Origin of the sequence: Burkholderia sp. MSMB0856 (assembly GCF_001524645.2) — a bacterium.
Lineage (GTDB): Bacteria > Pseudomonadota > Gammaproteobacteria > Burkholderiales > Burkholderiaceae > Burkholderia > Burkholderia diffusa.
Genome location: NZ_CP013428.1, coordinates 1,728,851 through 1,745,684, shown reverse-complemented (window position 1 = coordinate 1,745,684; position 16,834 = coordinate 1,728,851). Strand labels below are relative to the sequence as shown.

3 protein-coding genes are annotated in these 16,834 nt (G+C 70.2%); 2 read left to right on the top strand and 1 reads right to left on the bottom strand.

Annotated features, from left to right (window positions below; genetic code table 11):
* Positions 1-23 precede the first annotated feature (23 nt).
* Both WS87_RS25375 and asnB read left to right on the top strand, forming a co-directional pair.
* Complete coding sequence (locus WS87_RS25375) at positions 24-1,055, top strand: EscU/YscU/HrcU family type III secretion system export apparatus switch protein (protein WP_059819414.1); 1,032 nt, start codon at positions 24-26, stop codon at positions 1,053-1,055.
* Positions 1,056-1,311: 256 nt separating this feature from the next.
* Entirely contained in the window at positions 1,312-3,279 is a 1,968-nt protein-coding gene (gene asnB / locus WS87_RS25370; protein WP_059819413.1) for an asparagine synthase (glutamine-hydrolyzing), read from the top strand.
* Between the two features lie 15 nt (positions 3,280-3,294).
* Here the strand turns inward: asnB and WS87_RS25365 are convergent, their stop codons facing one another.
* On the bottom strand, positions 3,295-16,734 hold the full coding sequence (locus WS87_RS25365; RefSeq protein WP_059819412.1) for an LWXIA domain-containing protein: 13,440 nt from the start codon (positions 16,732-16,734) through the stop codon (positions 3,295-3,297).
* Positions 16,735-16,834: the final 100 nt, after the last annotated feature.

Below are 16,834 nucleotides of genomic sequence, written 5' to 3'. Positions count from 1 at the left end.
GGCCCGCCGGAACCGGAGCGACGATGGCCGAAAAGAACCAGCAGCCGACCGCGAAGCGCCTGCGCGAAGCGCGCCAGAAGGGCGACGTGCCGAAGAGCGCGGAGACGATCTCGTCAGCGTTCTTCGTCGGCGTGTGCGTCGCGCTCGCGGTCGGGCTCGGCACGTTGTTCGCGCGGCTGCAGGCGCTGTTCCGGCTCGTGTTCGATGCGGCCGGCGCGGCCGATCCGTCCGCGCGGCTCGCGACGCTGATCGACGGCGCCGCGCGCGACTGGGCGCTGCTGTCCGCGCAGATCGTCGCGGCCGGGCTGCTGGCCGGCCTGCTCGCGGGCTTCGTGCAGGTGGGTGGCGTGATGGCGTGGAGCCGGCTCGTGCCGCAGCTGTCGCGGCTCAATCCGGCCGAGGGGCTGAAGAACATGTGGTCGATGCGCAACCTCGTGAACCTCGCGAAGATGCTGCTGAAGACCGTGCTGCTCGCCGCGACGCTCGGCTGGCTGATCGTCGAGTCGCTCGACCCGTCGGTGCAGTCGGGTTTCACGCGGCCGATGTCGATCCTCGCGCTGATCGTGAAGCTGCTGATGCTGCTGTTCGGCTGGGCCGCGCTGATCTACATCGTGATGGCGCTGATCGACATCGTTCACCAGCGCCATGAGTTCAACCAGAAGATGAAGATGTCGATCGAGGAAGTGCGGCGCGAGCACAAGGAAGACGAGGGCGATCCGCACATCGAGGCAAAGCGCCGGCAGCTCGCGCGCGAAGCGCAGTTCTCGTCGCTGCCGGACCGGATCGGCTTCGCGTCGGTGGTCGTCTATTCGTCGAGCGTCGCGGTTGCGCTCTATTACGGCGGGATCGGCACGCTGCCGTGGGTGCTCGCGCGCGGCGAGGGCGAGGCGGCCGAGCGGATCGTGCGGCTCGCGCGCGACGCGCTGCGCCCGACGCTCGCGAACGCCGGCCTCGCGCACGCGCTGTACGAGAGCACGCCCGAAAAGGGCACGATCCAGCAGCAGCATTTCCGCGAGGTCGCGCAGTTGCTGAAGTGGGCGACCGGCGCGGCATGACGGGTACGGCCCGCCGGGCCCGGAACGCCGGCATGCACGCCGTTCGCCGATGCGGAATGATGTGGACCCGTTTCCGGCTTGCCGGGCCGATCGCACGTCGGACTTGACGCGGCTTTTTTTCCGGATTTGTCCGACATTCATCCATGAATTATTGCTGATTTATTTCTTCGTAATATGGCTCGACCGTCAGCCGGGCGGCGGGCCGCGAGGTTGCGCCGCCGCTGACGGACCAGGTCAACAGAGGCAGACAAATCAAATGTGCGGAATCGACGGCTTTCTGAATAGCGTCGCCTTCGATGAGGAGACAGCGCGCGGCACGCTCGCGCGAATGACGGCGAGCGTCGCGCATCGCGGGCCCGACGGGCAGGGCCTCTGGGTCGACCCGGAGGCTTGCATCGCGCTCGGTCACCGGCGGCTTGCGATCGTCGATCTGTCGGTCCACGGCCGGCAGCCGATGGCATCCGCGTGCGGCCGCTACGTCATGGTCTTCAACGGCGAAATCTACAACCATCGCGAGTTGCGCGCGGAGCTCGAGCGCGCGGGTCGTGCACCGGCGTGGCGCGGCCACTCCGACACCGAGGTGCTGATCGCGGCGATCGTCGCGTGGGGCGTCGAGGCGACGCTGCGGCGCGCGACCGGCATGTTCGCGTTCGCGCTGTGGAATCGCGCGTCGCGGGTGCTGACGCTCGCGCGCGATCGGATCGGCGAGAAGCCGCTCTATTACGGCCGGATCGGCGACGCACTGGTGTTCGCGTCGGAGCTGAAGGCGCTGCGCGGCTATCCCGGCTTCGACGGCACGATCGATCGCGACGCGCTGTGCCTGTACCTGCGCCAGTCGAGCGTGCCGGCGCCGCATACGATCTATCGCGGCATCAGCAAGCTGCCGCCGGGCACCTTCATCCAGTTCGAGCATGCGCGCGACACGCCGCGCGTGCGTGCGTACTGGACGCTCGAGCAGGCGATCGAAGCGGGTCGCGAGCGGCCGTTCGAGGGCAGTGCCGACGAGGCCGTCGGGCAGCTCGACACGGTTCTGCGCCAGGCGGTTGCGCGGCAGATGGAAGCCGACGTGCCGCTCGGCGCGTTCCTGTCGGGCGGTATCGATTCGTCGGCGATCGTCGCGCTGATGCAGGCGCAGTCGGCGAATCCGGTCGACACGTTCACGATCGGCTTTCACGAGGCCGGTTACGACGAAGCCGGCTACGCGAAGGCGGTTGCGCGCCATCTCGGCACGCGCCACACCGAGCTTTACGTGACGGCCGACCATGCGCTCGGCGTCGTGCCGAAGCTGCCGACGATCTACGACGAACCGTTCGCCGACGCCTCCCAGATTCCGACCTTCCTCGTGTCCGAGCTGACGCGCCGGCACGTGAAGGTGAGCCTGTCCGGCGACGGCGGCGACGAGCTGTTCGGCGGCTATACGCGCTATTTCCTGACGCCGCGCCTGTGGCGCAAGCTGCATCGCGTGCCGGCGGCGGTGCGCGCGCGGATCGCCGCCGCGCTGCACGCGCTGCGCCCCGATCACGCGGACCAGCTCGCGGCGGTCGCGCAGGGCGCATGGGGCGGCGTGGAAGCGCGCGACTCGGCGACCCGCATCGGCGACCGGCTGCACAAGCTCGGCCACGTGATGACGGCCGAGAGCCGCATCGGGCTGTACCGGCTGCTGATGTCGTCGGTGCATCATCCGGAGCGCATCGCGCTCAGCGGCCAGGAGCCGCCGACGCCGCTCGATACGGTGTCCGCATGGCCCGCGAACCTGAGCTTCGCCGAGCAGGCGATGGCGATCGACACGCTCACGTACCTGCCGACCGACATTCTCGCGAAGGTCGACCGCGCGGCGATGGCGGTCAGCCTCGAGACGCGCATGCCGTTCCTCGACCATCACGTCGTCGAATTCGCGTGGCGGCTGCCCGCGTCGGTGCGCTTGCCGGAAGGGCAGTCGAAGGCGCTGCTGCGCCGGCTGCTTTATCAGTACGTGCCGCCGGCGCTGATCGACCGGCCGAAGCAGGGCTTTTGCGCGCCCGTCGATCACTGGCTGCGCGGCGCATTGCGCGACTGGGCCGACGCGCTGCTGCAGCCTTCTCGGCTGCGCGACGAGGGCTTCTTCGATGCAACGGCCGTCGAGCGGCTGTGGCGCCAGCACCAGGCGGGCCGGATGAACTGGCAGCACCAGCTGTGGACGGTGCTGATGTTCCAGGCGTGGCTGGAACATCAGCGGGCGGCGTAACGCGCGGCGCAGATTTCAGCCCACGATCAGCGGCGTGCCGATCGACAGGCGATTCGGATCGTGCGCGACCGACGGATTGAGCTGCAGGATCTCGTTCAGCGCGCGCGCATCCTGTTCGCCGCGCGTCATCGTCTGCTGATCGGCGCGCGACACGTGCGCGGCATCGAGCAGCGACTGACGATGCTGGTCGGCGATGACCCACAGCGAATCGCCTTCGACGACGATGTAGGGCTGCGCGCTGGACGTGCTTGGCGTGCTCGGCGTGCTCGATGTGCCCGACGGGGCAGTCGGCGTTGCCGGCGTCGCCGGTGCCACGTGCACGTGCGTGCCTGACGGCGGCCCCACCGGCGGGCTGGGCGGTTTCGTCGAGCCTGTCGGCGGCGTCGATTTGCCGCTGCCGCTGCCGCCGAACGCCGTATAGAGCCAGTTGCCGACGTAGATGCCGATCGGCGCGAGCAGCAGGATCGTCGGCATCTTGCCGGTGACGCGCTTCGTCAGGTTCGGGAAATGCGTGTCGGTGCGTGCGAGCGCGAGCAGCGTCGCGGAGCTCAAGGACGAGATCGCCATCGGCAGGTTCGCGTGAATCGTCGGCGCCGAGCCGACGAACGGCCCGATGTAGCCGCCCGCGATGCTCGCGAGGTCGGAGGCGGTGTCGATGAAGCGCACGACGCGGCTGCGCCGCTCGATGCTCAGGTGCGTGAACGCGCTCGCCTGAACGAGCCCCGTGTAGGTGAGGCCGAGCAGCGCGCCGGTGGTGCCGAGGAACGGCACCAGCGAAGGATCCTGGAGCAGCGTATGCAGCGACAGCTCGCCGAGGCTCGCGTAGCCGGCGATCGCCGCCGTGCGGCCGACCTTGCCGAGGAAGCGGCGCGGATTGCCGTGATGGAGCTGCTGGATCGACGTGCCGGCCAGCACCCCCTGCATCTGCTGGACCATGTCGTTCGCGATCAGCTTCGTGTATTCGACCGTCTTGTCGGCGGGCAGCGACTGCCTGCGATGCAGTTCGAGCTGCAGGTTGATCTTCGCGCGGCCTTCGTCCGCCAGCCGGATCAGCGACGCGCGACGCTGGTCCTCGTGCATCCGGTGCGCCGACAACTGATTGTTGAGGCCGCTCATGAAGCGGTCGATCACATGGTTGAAGAGCCGCGGATCGCCGCTTTGCAGCGCGCGCAGCGTGTCCTGATGCAACGCCTGGACGAGGCGGCCGGTCCGCACGCCGACGAACGTCGTGTTGGCCGCCTGCTTGTAGTTCGTCGGCGTGAGGCCGATGTGATGGACGGCGACGCCGGCACCGATGCCGACCATCCCGGACAGCACGTTCTTCCAGTTGAGCAGCGACCATGAGCGCTCCACCTGCTGCAGGCGCAGCGCATTCAGTTCGGCGTAGGCGGCGAGCGGATCGTCTGCCGCGACGTGCGCGACCGCCTGCGCGCTGACGAGCCGGCTGTCGCTGACGGGCAGCGAGTCGTCGACGATCAGTGCCGGTTGTCGGACGATCTCGCGCCACGGCGCGAGTGGTGCCGGGCCGCTCTGGCCGGGCCGCAGCGTCGTGTCCTGGCCGGGTGCGCGCAGCCGGGCGCCGACGCTCGCCAGCCAGGTCTCGGTGAACTTGCGTCCCGGCGCGTCCGCCTTCGGTGCGGATTGCCGGTTTGCCGCCCAGGCCCGGGTCGCGAACGTCGACGTCGCGTAACGCGCGCGATTCAGCAGCCGCGTCGTGTTGCCTTCGTAGATCCCCTGCCGCAAGGCCGCGATCGCGTCGGGCGGCAGGCCCCTGGCGCGGCCGATCCGCTCGATTTCGGCCAGCAGCATCTGGTGCTGGTCCGCCAGCGTGGCGCGGTCGATGCGCTCGAACACGCGCGTCAGCGCATCCGAGCCGTGCAACCGCTCGAGCGTGCTTTCGACCGGTTTCGCGCCGGCCCGCGCGGCGGCTTCCGCCTGCGCGCGGTCGACGAGCATCGTGGCCAGCGCGGTCGTCAGTTCCTGATTCGCGATGAAGTCGGCGCCGTGCGTGGCGTACGACAGGCCGACATGCACCCATTTGAGCGTCGGCCGGTCGAGCAGCGAGTTGACGAGCGCCAGATGGCCCGCGCCCGGCACCGGCTCCGGCACGGCATCCCAACCGTGAAACGTCACCATCACGTGCGGCGCGGGGGAGCCCGGATGCGCGTCGGCCCACGATTCGAGCAGCTCGCCGAGGCGTGCGTGATGGTGATAGCCGTCGTTGGTGCCGGCCAGATGCCGGTTGTCCTCCGACGACACGAGCGCGCGCGCGGGCGCCATTTCGAGGCGCAGCAGGAAACCTGCCTGCGATGCCGCGTCGAGCCACCGATGCAGATTCGCCTCGGTCAGGTCGTCGAGATGCATGACGGCGCCGTTCTCGCCGGTGATCGTGCCTTCCCAGTAATCGATCTTCGCGGTCTTCTGGTTGCCGATCGATTTCACGTCGTCGACGAATTCCGGGTCGTGTTTCGCGCCGCGCGTGGCGTTGAGCGTGTGCGGATCGATCGGGATCGTCACGACCGGCATCACGCCGCCGTTGCGAACGATCTGCCGGACGAACGGCGCCGGATCGTCGGACAGCCGGTGCGCGCGGCTCATCGGTACCATGCGGTTCTGCAATGCCTCGCTGGTCCCGAGGAACGCGCGCCGCAGCGCGCGATCGGTGGCCGCGGCCGTGCTCAGGCCACGCTGCGCGCGCTTCCAGAACGGCACCGGCGCATAGCGTGCGCCACCGCCGGACCAGTCGCGCGCCACGTACAGCGGCATGCCGGTGCCGCGCCACGCGGCTGCGTCGGCCATCATCGCCGGCGGCGGCGCATCGGGCGGCGTGTCGATCAGCTCGAGCGACGCGAGGCGCGGGTCGCGTTCCCGCTTCGCGAGCGCGTCGATCCGTTCGAGGTGCGCAAACAGGCCGGACACGTTGCCGTCGCCATACAGGCGCTTCCATTCGACGAGCGTCGCGCTGACGAGCGACGGCTGGTAAGGCCTGATCCTGAGCTTCGGGTTGGCGGGCACGGGTTGGCCAAGACGCTTGGCAGCGTCCGTCTCGGTCTTGATCTGCTTCTTCAGTGCACTTCGCGCGCGGCGCGCGTCACGCGCCTGCTGGCTCGCCCACGTGCGCAGCGACGCGAACGTGCCGGGCGACTTGTCCCGTTCGATCGCTTCGAGGTGCGCGAGGCGCCGCGTCAGCGCCGCGAGCCGTGTGCCGCGCGCATGCGCGGCCAGTTCGGCGGGCGTCAGTTCGGTCAGCAGCAGATGCACGTTGGCGCCGTATGGGCCGTCGCCGATCGGCGACGACTCGAGCGGCACGCCCGGCGCGGACGGGTTGAGCGGGTCGTGCCACGTCAGCTTGCCGTTCGCGTCGGGCACCAGCATGCCCTCGGGCGCGTCGAGCCGGTCGGTCAGCGGTTCCGCGGTGTCGTAGACGTAGATGTGATGCTTGCCCGCCTCGAGGCCGCCGAATTCGGCGACGCTGAGCAGGTGCACGGCGTTGTGGCCGCTGAAATCGAGTGCCGCGTCCTTGCCGGCGGGCAACACGTTCTTCTCGAAGAGCCGCGTAGCCGGATCGGCCGCGCGCGTGCCGCCGGCGGGGAGGGCGGCGCCGGTGCGCCCGCGTCCGAGTACCGCGGCGGCGCGGTTGCGTGTCAGCAAGGCGACGCGGCGCGGCGCGTTCAGCGTTCTCGTGAGCCCCAGATGGCCGAGATAGCGCAGGCCCGGCCGCGGCAGCTTGTCGGGCTTGCCGGCTTTCGGCGGCTTGACCGGATCGAAGCGGTTGCCGATCCGTTCGAGCGTCGCCGGGGCGATGCTGCTGACCGCGAACGTCATGCCGCGCGCGCGCGCTCGCGTGAGCGGCACGCCGTGCGATTTGCCGTGCGGCCGCACGCGCACTTGCGCACGTCGCGGGTACGCGCCGGCCAGGGGCCGTTGTGCGACACGGGTGTGCGCCAGTGGAGCGTTCTCCTGGTATTGCCAGACGCCGTGGCTGCTGTCGTAGCGTGCGTGGCCGCGAATCTCGCCGCTTGCCTGGTCGACCGCGTAGATCGTGTCGGACTCGGCGGCCGCCGCGATCGCCTTGTGCGCGCTGCGGTAGTGCTTCGTATTGTCCAGCGCGAGGATCGCGGCGACGTAGCGGTGGGTCACGCGGCCGGGCTGCGTGAACGTCACCGGCTTGCCGTCGCGCACGGGCTCGATCTTCGCGGCCCCGCCGAGCGCCCGCAGTTCGTTGAGCGACACCGGCGACGCATGGAACGCGAAGGCCTGGCGGGCGGCCGCGGCCTGCGTGGGATCGGCCGCGTCCAGCGCGGTGTCCAGCGCGGCGCCGAGCAATTCCCGTTCGTCCTGCGTGAGCGTGTTGCCGACGAATTTCGGCGGCTTGATCGCGCCGTTCGCATCGATGCGCGCGGACGCGACGAATTCGGGCGCCGCGTCGGGCGTCACCGGGCCGGCGCGCGCAATCAGCAGCTCGGTATCGACGCCGGTTTGCCGCACGAGTGCGCGCAGCGACGGCGCATGCGTGCCGTCGACGCGTCTGAGCGTGCGCATGCCGCGTTCGTCGAGCCACGCCCGCGCCCGCGTCATTTCCGCGCTGTCGATCGCGTAACGGCCGCGCCGCGCGCCGCCGCGCGCCGGTGCCGCGAGCTTCACCGGCGCCGGCCGGCCGGCGAATTCGGCGCGCGCCTGCCCGGCGTACAGCGTGCGATAGGTCGGCTTGCCGGGCAGCGACGTGCGCATGTCGCCGAACGTATCGGCGAGCGCATCGAGCGCTGCCTCGTCGCCGCTCGCGAACGCGTGCTCCGCCGCGCGTGCGAGCGTCTCCGGAAGTTGCGCGTGCGCGGCGATGTCGGGGCCGCCGGCCGCCAGGATTTCGTCGCGCACGCGACACGCGTTGAGTTGCGCACGCGCTTCCGCGAGCAGCAGGCTCCTCACATACGCTTCGGGGCTGCTGCGGTCGATGCCGAGGGTGTCCGTCGAGATGTCGACGCTGTGCTGCGCCTCGTGCGCGAGCGCGAACACCAGCGTGCCGGCACGACGCGTGTTGCCGTCGAGGACGATCACGCGCCGCGCCGCGTCCACGTATTGGCCGCCGCCGGGGGCGCCGAGCTTCACCTTCCACCCGTCGCACCGCGCGAGCCGCATCTGCGCCCGCAGCGTCGGCGAACGCGCGGCCAGCGCGTGCGCGTGCAGCTTCAGCACGATGCCGCGGAAGGTCGTGACGACGCGCCCGATCGCGCCGGGCCGCGGCGCATACGCGCCGGCTTCGACGAACGCCGGATGCGCGAGCCGGATACGGCCGGTCGCGATCCCGTCGTGGATCTTCGCGGCGACTTCGTCGATTCGCCCGAGTACGCTGCCGTCCGGGTCGGCGCCGGGCCTGAGGTGGCCGGGATCGTGCAGCATCACGTCGCCGTTGCGGCCGAACAGCACCTGGAAGTCGTACAGCAGATGGTGCGTCTGCGTGACGCCGCGGATCCGCTCGAGGTCGGCCAGACCCTTGCCCGACACCACGCTCGGCAGGCCGATGTCGAGCTCCACGTCGACGCTGCTGAGCTGCGCGGACGGCTTCAGCACGACCGCGACGCGGTTTCCGACGGTGAACGGCCCGTCGGTGGTGCTGGTCGGCAACTTGTAGACGTCGTGCAGCATCGCGAGCCCGCTCTGTTCGAGATCGACCGCCGCATGGGCGTCGACGACGCCGTCGGCCGAGTCGTCGCGGTACACGCCGATCGCTTGCCCGGCGCCGCCGTCGAACACGGTCTTGTCCGCTCCCGAGCCCAGCACCGGCCCCAGGAAATCCGCCGGATCGGCGCGCCTGGCGGGATCGCCGCCGATATGGAGATGGCCGTGCACGGGGTCGACCGACAGCTCGCCGAGCGACGGCTGGCGATACGCGGCCGGCACGTAGCGGTTCATTCCGGACAGGTCGGTCAACGCGCCCGCCGCGCCGACCGCGTCCGGATGCGCGGTGTAGATCGCGCGCTGCCACAGGTTCGTGAGCTGCGCGGCCGCGCCTTCGTTCGCATGCCGCGCCGACAGGATCGTCGTATAGCCCGGGTCGGACGGCGGCGGATTGAGCAGCGTGAACGTGTGCGGATCGACGGGCTGCCCGTCGGGGCCGAGCAGCGTGCCGTCGGGCAGCGTCTCGGCGGGCACGATCGCGAGACGCGTGACCGGATCGATCAGGATGCGGCCGTCGCGCAGGAACGACAGCGTATCGAGCGGCGGCGGGCCGCCGGCGCCGAACGGCGACGCGTCGTGCGCGGCGTTGGCCTGCGACCACGCCGCACGCTGCGCCTGGATCTCGCGCATCGTATGCGGCCCGTCGTTCGCGTCGCCGCGCGTGGCGCGTGTTTCCGGCGCCGGCATCGCGCGCATGCCGCGTGCCTTTGCACGCGCGTGCGCGTCGCCGTAGAACGCCGTGTACGTCTTGCCGCCGGTGCCCGACACAGCCGCATCGGCGAACGCATCGGCGAGCCGCGCGACGGCGACGGCGGGATCGGTCGACGGTTGCCACGCGTCGGCTTCGCGCTGCAGCGCATCGGGCAACCGCACCGTCGCGGCGATGTCGATGCCGCTCGTCAGCTTGATCTCGTAACGAGCTTCGAATGCGTTGATCTGCGCGCGTGCCTCGGCCTCGAAGGCCGTCCGCGAGAAACGGCCGCGGTCGCTGTAGTCGAGGCCGAGCGTGCCTTCGATCGCCTCGACCGCATGCTTGGTCTCGTGCGCGAGCACGTACGTCATCGATTCGGGGTCGGCCAGCGCGCCGTCGATCGTCACGCGCCTGTGCTTCGTATCGATCCGGCTGCCGCCGCCGCGCTTGCCGACGCGCACGCGCCAGCCGTTGGCGTCGAGCATGCGCAATTGCGCCGCGAGGGTGTCCGACTGCAGCGCGAGCGTGGTGACGGCGTCGGGCAGCGGTACGCCGCCGACGCGCATCCGCACGCGCATGATCGGCGACGGCTTCTGCACGAACGCGTCGGACGGCAGCCCTCCGTCACGTTGCGCGAGCGTGGTGCCGGTTTCATTCGACTGGAGCCAGCGTACGACGCCGCGCTCGATTTCCGCGAGCCGCGACAGCGACATCTGGTGCGATCCGTAGTCGTCGCGGCGAATCCGTCCGGGATCGCTGACCAGGAAGTCGCCGGAGCGCGTGAAGATGCCCTGCAGGTCGAAGCCGATGTCGGACTGGTGGAGCACATCGTGCAGCCGCAGGATGTTCTGGATTCCCGCGCGCGAGATGTAGGACGGCAGGGCGCCTGTCGCGAACGCGTCGCTGTGGAACACGCCGAGCGGATGGACCAGCGCGGAGACGATGCCGCCCAGCGAGCGAAACGGACCATGCAGCTGCACGGTGCGTACGCCCAGCGCTTCGAGTTCCTGAAGCGCCTGACGTTCGGCATTCACGAGCTGCTCGTCGGCCGCGCGCCGTGCGTCGAGCGATTCGGGCGCCTCCAGCGGCGCCGATGGCGTGGGGCCGTGATCGACCGTGACGAGCGCCGCGTCGTCGCCGAGCGTGAACGCGGTCTTGCGCGCGCCCGCGCCAAGCAGTGCGCCGACGTTGTGCTCGACGTCGATCCGCGTGCCCGGGTCGCCGGCGAGATGGACGCCCTCGGCGTCGGCCGCGAGTTCGCCGAGGGCGTGCGGCGCCGCGGGCGCCGGGTCGAAGCGGTGGAACACGCGCGTGTCGAGCACGGCCGCGTCGTCGCCGACGGCGCGCTCGGGCGGCGCGTAGACGGCGCGCTGCAACACGTTCGCGAGCCGCGCGGCGGTTTCATTGCCGCCGTGCTTCGCGGACAGCACGATCGTGTCGGCGTCCTTGACCAGCCTCCACGGCGCCTGGGCGAGCGTGTATTCGTGCACATTGACCGGCTCGCCGTCGACGAGCAGCGTGCCGTCCGGCAGCGTGTCCGCGTGCAGCACGAGCAGGTTGCGGTCCGGCAATCGCGCCATGTGCCCGTCGCGGCGCGCGTGCAGGGCGGCCGGGTCGGGTGCCGGGCGGCCGTCGCCGAACGGCGACGCGAGCACCGCATGCGCGTGGCTCCACGCGGTGCGCGCGTCGAGATGTTGCCTGCCGTCCGGCGCGTCGCCGGCGGCGTGCATGCGCGGCGCGGGCATGCGGCGCGGGATGTCGCCGCGGCGCTTCTGGTGCGCCCATACGTCGTCGTAGAACGCGCTGAAGGTCTGCCCGTCGCGTCCTGACACCGGCGCATCGGCGAACAGGTCGGCGAGCCGCCCGACCGTTCCCGTGTAATCGCCCGACGTGCGCTGCCAGTCGACGCCCTCGCGCGCGATCCCTTCGGGCAGATGCGCGTGTTCGGCGATGTCGACACCGCTCGAGAGGGCGATCTCGTAGCGCGCCTCGAACGCGTTGATCTGCGCGCGCGCCTCCGCTTCGAGGGCCTTGCGCGTGAAGCGGCCGCGATCGCCGTAGTCGGGCTTCAGCACACCGTGCATCGCTTCCACCGCTTGTCGCGCCTCGCCGGCGAGCGTGTACGTGATGCTGCCGGGATCCTTGAGCGCGCCGTCGATCGTCATGCGGCGCCTGCGCGGATCGATGTAGCTGCCGCCGCCTCGCTTGCCGACCTTCACGCGCCAGCCGGCGTCGTGGAGCATGCGCAGTTGCGTCACGAGGGTCGCCGATTGCATCGCGAGCGCCTGCACGGCCTCGGGGAGCGGCGCGCCGCCGAAACGGAACTGCACCTGCGTGAAGCGGCCGGGTTTATCCGGCGCGGCCGCTTCGGGCGGCGCGGCTTCCGTCAATTCCGGGTGCGCTGCCGCGAGATCGGTATCGGTCAGCGCCGCGGCGTCGCTCGTCGTTGCGGATCGCGGCTTTGCGCCGTCCGCGCGCGCGGCGGGCGCCGCGCGGGATTCGTCCGGTGCCGTCCCGTCGCGGGCAGGCGCACGCTGCGCCGCATCGGTGCGTTCCGGGCGGATCAGCACGAGCACCCGGTTCGGCGGGCTGAACCTGCCGTCGAGCGCGTTCACCGGTTGACGCGTCGCGCCGGGTTGCGGCACCGCAGGCTCGTTCGGGCCGCGCCTGCCGGCGAGCACGATCACCGTATCGCCGCCTGGGTTGCGTGGCGAACTCACGTGCGGCGTTTCGTCGGGGGGCGCATCGCCGGTCACGGCGCCGGCCGCCGTCTCGGTTTCCGGCGCCGGATCGAAGCGGAGCACGCGCGCATCGGGGCGCAGCTGGCCGTCGGTGCCGAACGCGTCGGGCGCGGCCGCATAAATGGCTTTCTGCCAGCGGTTCGCGAGTTCGGGCGCGAGTAGCCCGTCGCGTTCGCCCGCGACGACGATGACGGGTTCCTCGAGGTCCTGCGGGCGGACGCCGCCGACAGCGGGGGCGTCCGCTTCGGTGCCGTCGCGCACGATGTACACCGTGCGGTCGCCGATCTTCATCGGTTCCGCGCGCGGCCCGCGCGGTACCGCGATGCCGGCCGGGTCGGACGTCGCCGGGCGCGTGGCGGGCGCCTCGTCGGCGAGATCGACGACCCGGACGTCGACGCGCGGTCGCGCGGCCCCGGGCGTCTCGCGATTGCCGGCGCCGGCCGGCGTATCGGTGTCGAACGGGCGATACCGCATTGCGTGCGCGTCGGCGCTGCGCCGGTTGCTGCCTGCATTCGTCGCGTGATCGGCATCGCTTTCGTCGCGCTGCTCGTCGATACGTGCGCGTTCCTCGCTCGTGCGCCGCGTGCTGCGCGCGTCGGTCGCGGCGCTCGCCGTGTCGTCCTGGGTCGTCGTCTGCGCGAGGCTGCGTGCCGTCTGTTCGCCGCCGTTCTCGGCGGTGTACGCGTCGCGCGCCTGCTGCAACGCGCTGTCGAGCAGATCGAGCCGCGTTCTCGCCGCGATCTTCGGCGTCGTGCTCATCCGGCCGCCGGGGCCGAACGACAGGCTTTCGCCCGTATCGGTCAGCGAGTCGATGCGCGTGCCGTTGGTCCAGTTCTTGTCGGAAACCGAAGCGAGCGACAGTTTTCCGTCCGCGCCGAGCACGACGGATTCGCCCGTCGGCAACGCCTTGCGCGACGCGTTGTCGAGCATGCGGATCGGCTTGCCGTCATAGGTCAGCACGTTGTCGCCGACCATCAGCGTGCCGTCGTGCGACACCGTCACGCGCTCGCCGTCGAAGGTCGCGCGATTGCGGCCGGCCGCAAGCGACGCGTCGCCGCCGTTGTTCAGCAGTTGCCGGATCGTCTGGCCGTCGATCGTCACCGCCTTGCCGTCCGTCGTGCGCGCGACGATGCCGGTGCGATTGACGACGCCCGTGACCGCGCGCGCCTTGAGCCCGCCCGCGGCGATCAGCGCGACGTTCGTGAGGCCGCCGACGAGCGCCTTGTTGCCCGCGTCGGCATTGCCGCTGAGGTAGTCGGCCCCGGCCTCGAAGAACGACTCGGTCGCACCGGCCACGCCGGTCCCGACCGCGAAGACCTTCGTGGCGCCGCGGAGGAACGACGCCACTTTCGGCATGCGCGTCAGCCCCGTGACGCCGCGCATGAACAGCTTGCTGCCGACGAGCTTCGAGGCCCCCGCCGCGCCCATCGGTATCAGGTTGATGAAATCCGAGCGCGCTCCCGCGTCGCTCAACGGGTTGAAGCTGCGGCCATGGTCTGCACGGTTCGCGAGGTCGAGCGCCGAACTCGTCATCGTCGCGGCGATCGACGTATACGCCATGCCGGTGCCGATGACGTTCAGCGTCGCGCCAAGCGGCAGGCCGAGCACCGTCGCGTCGAGCACGCCGCCGATGCCTTCGAGCACCATCCCGCCGATCAGCATCCCGAGATTGAGCTTGGTGCCCGTCAACGTGTTGAGGAAACTGTCGAAGCCGCTGTCATGGTGCGCCGCGCGCGACACGATCTGCAGCGTGCCGTCCGCGTTGTGGCCGGTCGCGATGTCCACCGTGCCGTCCGACGACAGTTCGTTGTTGTCGATGTAGTCGTTGATGTCGTGGTACGTACTGCCCGTCTCGTCCACGAACTGCGTGACGCCTTTGGTGTCCTTGACCTCGAAGAGCGCGGTCGTCTGCATGCCGATGTCTTTCGCGGCATACACGATCGGCCGCACGCTGATCTGCGTGCCGGCGCCGCCACCGATCTTCAGCAGCGTGTTGCGCACGCCGTCGATCGCCGACAGCTTGTCCTTGTCGGTGAAGTGCGTTTGCGTGTCGTTGGCGACCGAGGAGGTCGACGAAGGATCGCCGCCGACGTCCGGCGACATGCCGAGCGCGACTCCGATCAGGTTGCGCTGCTGCGTGTCGCTCAGCTTGCCGAAATCGATCTTCGCGCCGTTGCCGGTGTTCACGCCCGCGACGTCGAGCAGCGTGTTCGACATGTCGCTGCGATGCGCCGAATAGAAGTCGCGCGCTGCCTTCTGGTAGTCCTTGTACGCGTCCGAATGATCGTCCGTCACGTAGCGCAGGCGCTCGTCGAGGCCCGCATCGAACTGGTCCATCAGCACCTGCCGATGCGCCAGTTCGCCCATCAACTGCAGCCGCTGCACCGTGTTGTCGGCGTTCTGCGCGTCCTGCTTCGCCTGGTCGAGCTCGCTCTGGTGCGGGTTCGGCAGCGGCGGCGAAAAGGCCGGCAGGATGTCGCCGTCGGCGACTTGCCGGAAGCGCGGCGGTGCCGGATGCGACGCCTGCCAGTCGTCGTATTTCTGCTGGATATTCGTCAGCGAGTCGTGCTTCTGCGATTGCAGGTCGCGCGCCTGGGCGAGCGCCGCGTTCGTGGCGCGCTCGTTGACCGAATCGGACAGGCGATCGTCGGCCGCGCGGATCGCGCCCGCGACGACGCGCAGGCGTTGCGCGTCGGCCAGCGTCGGGCCGGTGTTCGCCGTGTCGCTCGCCGTCGCATCGCTTTGCGCGGGCTGGAGCGGGTTCGTCACGAACGGCGACGTGTCGAGCGACGGCGTGCCGCCCGCAAGCGGATTCGCTGCCGGGTTCGCCGCCGAAAACGGCGATGCGAACAGCGGCGCCGCGCCGGCCAGGTTCGCCGTGCCGTTCGCGGCCGTGCTCCACGACGGCGCAAACAGCGGCGACGCATTCAGCCAGTTCGGCTGCACGCGGCACATGGTCGGCGGCTTCGCCGTCGCCTTCACCGTCGCCTCGATCTGCGCGGCCTGGTCGTCGTACTGCTGCGCGAGCGATCCGCCATACGCGACGACGAACGCATCGTGCGCGATGCTTGCCTGCTGCTTCGCCATTTGCAGTTGCGTGTACGGGTCGCTCGGATCGTCGTCGATCCTCGCATGCTTGCCGCGGAAGTTTGCCTGCAGCGTGTCGGCCTGCTGTTGCGTGGACAACATCTGCAGATAGCTGCTGCTCGTGCCTGCGGCGGTCTGCGCGCGATCGAGCGCGGTCTTGTCCTTCTCGATCGCGCCGGGCGCGACGACCATCGGGCCTTCCTTGCCGTGGTCCGCGTCCGATTGCTGCTGCGCCTGCACGAGCGTCACGTTGTCGTTTGCCGCCGAGAGCGCGGCATTGGCGTAGTTCGCGTCCTTCGCGGCGGTCGTGACGGCCTGCTGCGCGGCGTCCGCGGACGCCGGTGCATCCGGCAGCGACACCTCCAGGTTCAGCGGCGCGAGCGCGTCGTTCAGCTTCCCGACGCCGGCGTCGACGGCCGCCTTGTAGTCGGGATCGGCGAGGTATGACTGAAACTGCGTATAGGCGAGATTCGAGTTCGCGATATCCGCGTAGTATTTCGCCTCGCCCGCGGCGGCATGTGCGTCGGCGGTCTGCCAGTCGTCGTACGCGCGGATCTGGACAGGTGTCTTGCAGTCGCTCGCCTGCGGCGCCCAGTTCTTGTCGTTCGGATCGTGCGGGGAGTCGGGGAACAGCGCCTGCAGCGCGGCGAGCTTCTGGTCGGCGAGATTGCGCGCGTCGCCCGGATTCGTGATTTCGCCCGTATCCGACTGCACCATGCCGGCGGGCATGTCGTTCGTCGCCTGTTCGCCGTACAGGATCATGTAGCCCGCGTCGGTCGTGACGTTCAGGTTGCGCTGCGCATCGTCGGCGGCGGCACGCGCTTTCGCGTAGCTGGCCTGGGCGGCATTGCGTTCGTCGGGCGTCGACTCGGGGTCGCGGTTGGCGAGGTGCAGCACGTTCTGCGCGCCCTGCAGCGATTGCGACGCGGTGTCGTATTGCGTCTGCGCGTCCTGGATCGCCTTCTGCACCGCCCGCGTCTTGTCGTTCTCGACCGTGATGTCGGGCGGCGGCGGCCTGTATTGCGCGGCCATGTTCTGGATCAGCGACGTCGCGGATGCGATTTCCGGGTTGGTCGGCTTCGACGGGTCGGTGAACGGCGTGGCCGTCACGGGAATCGGCGGCGCCACGGTCGGGTTGGCCGGGCCGGTCGACGAATCGTCCTTTTGCGGCGGGGGAGGCGGCGCGACGACCGGGTCCAGCGTGTCGGACAGGAAGCGTTGCCAGTTGACGCCCAGTCCCATTCCGTCGATCGACAGCATGCTCGTCTCCCTTACGCGCGCGATGCGCGTCCCGCACGGCGCCACGTGCGCCACGATGCGATCCGACGAGTGTAGGGAGACGAATTGCGGCCGGATCCTC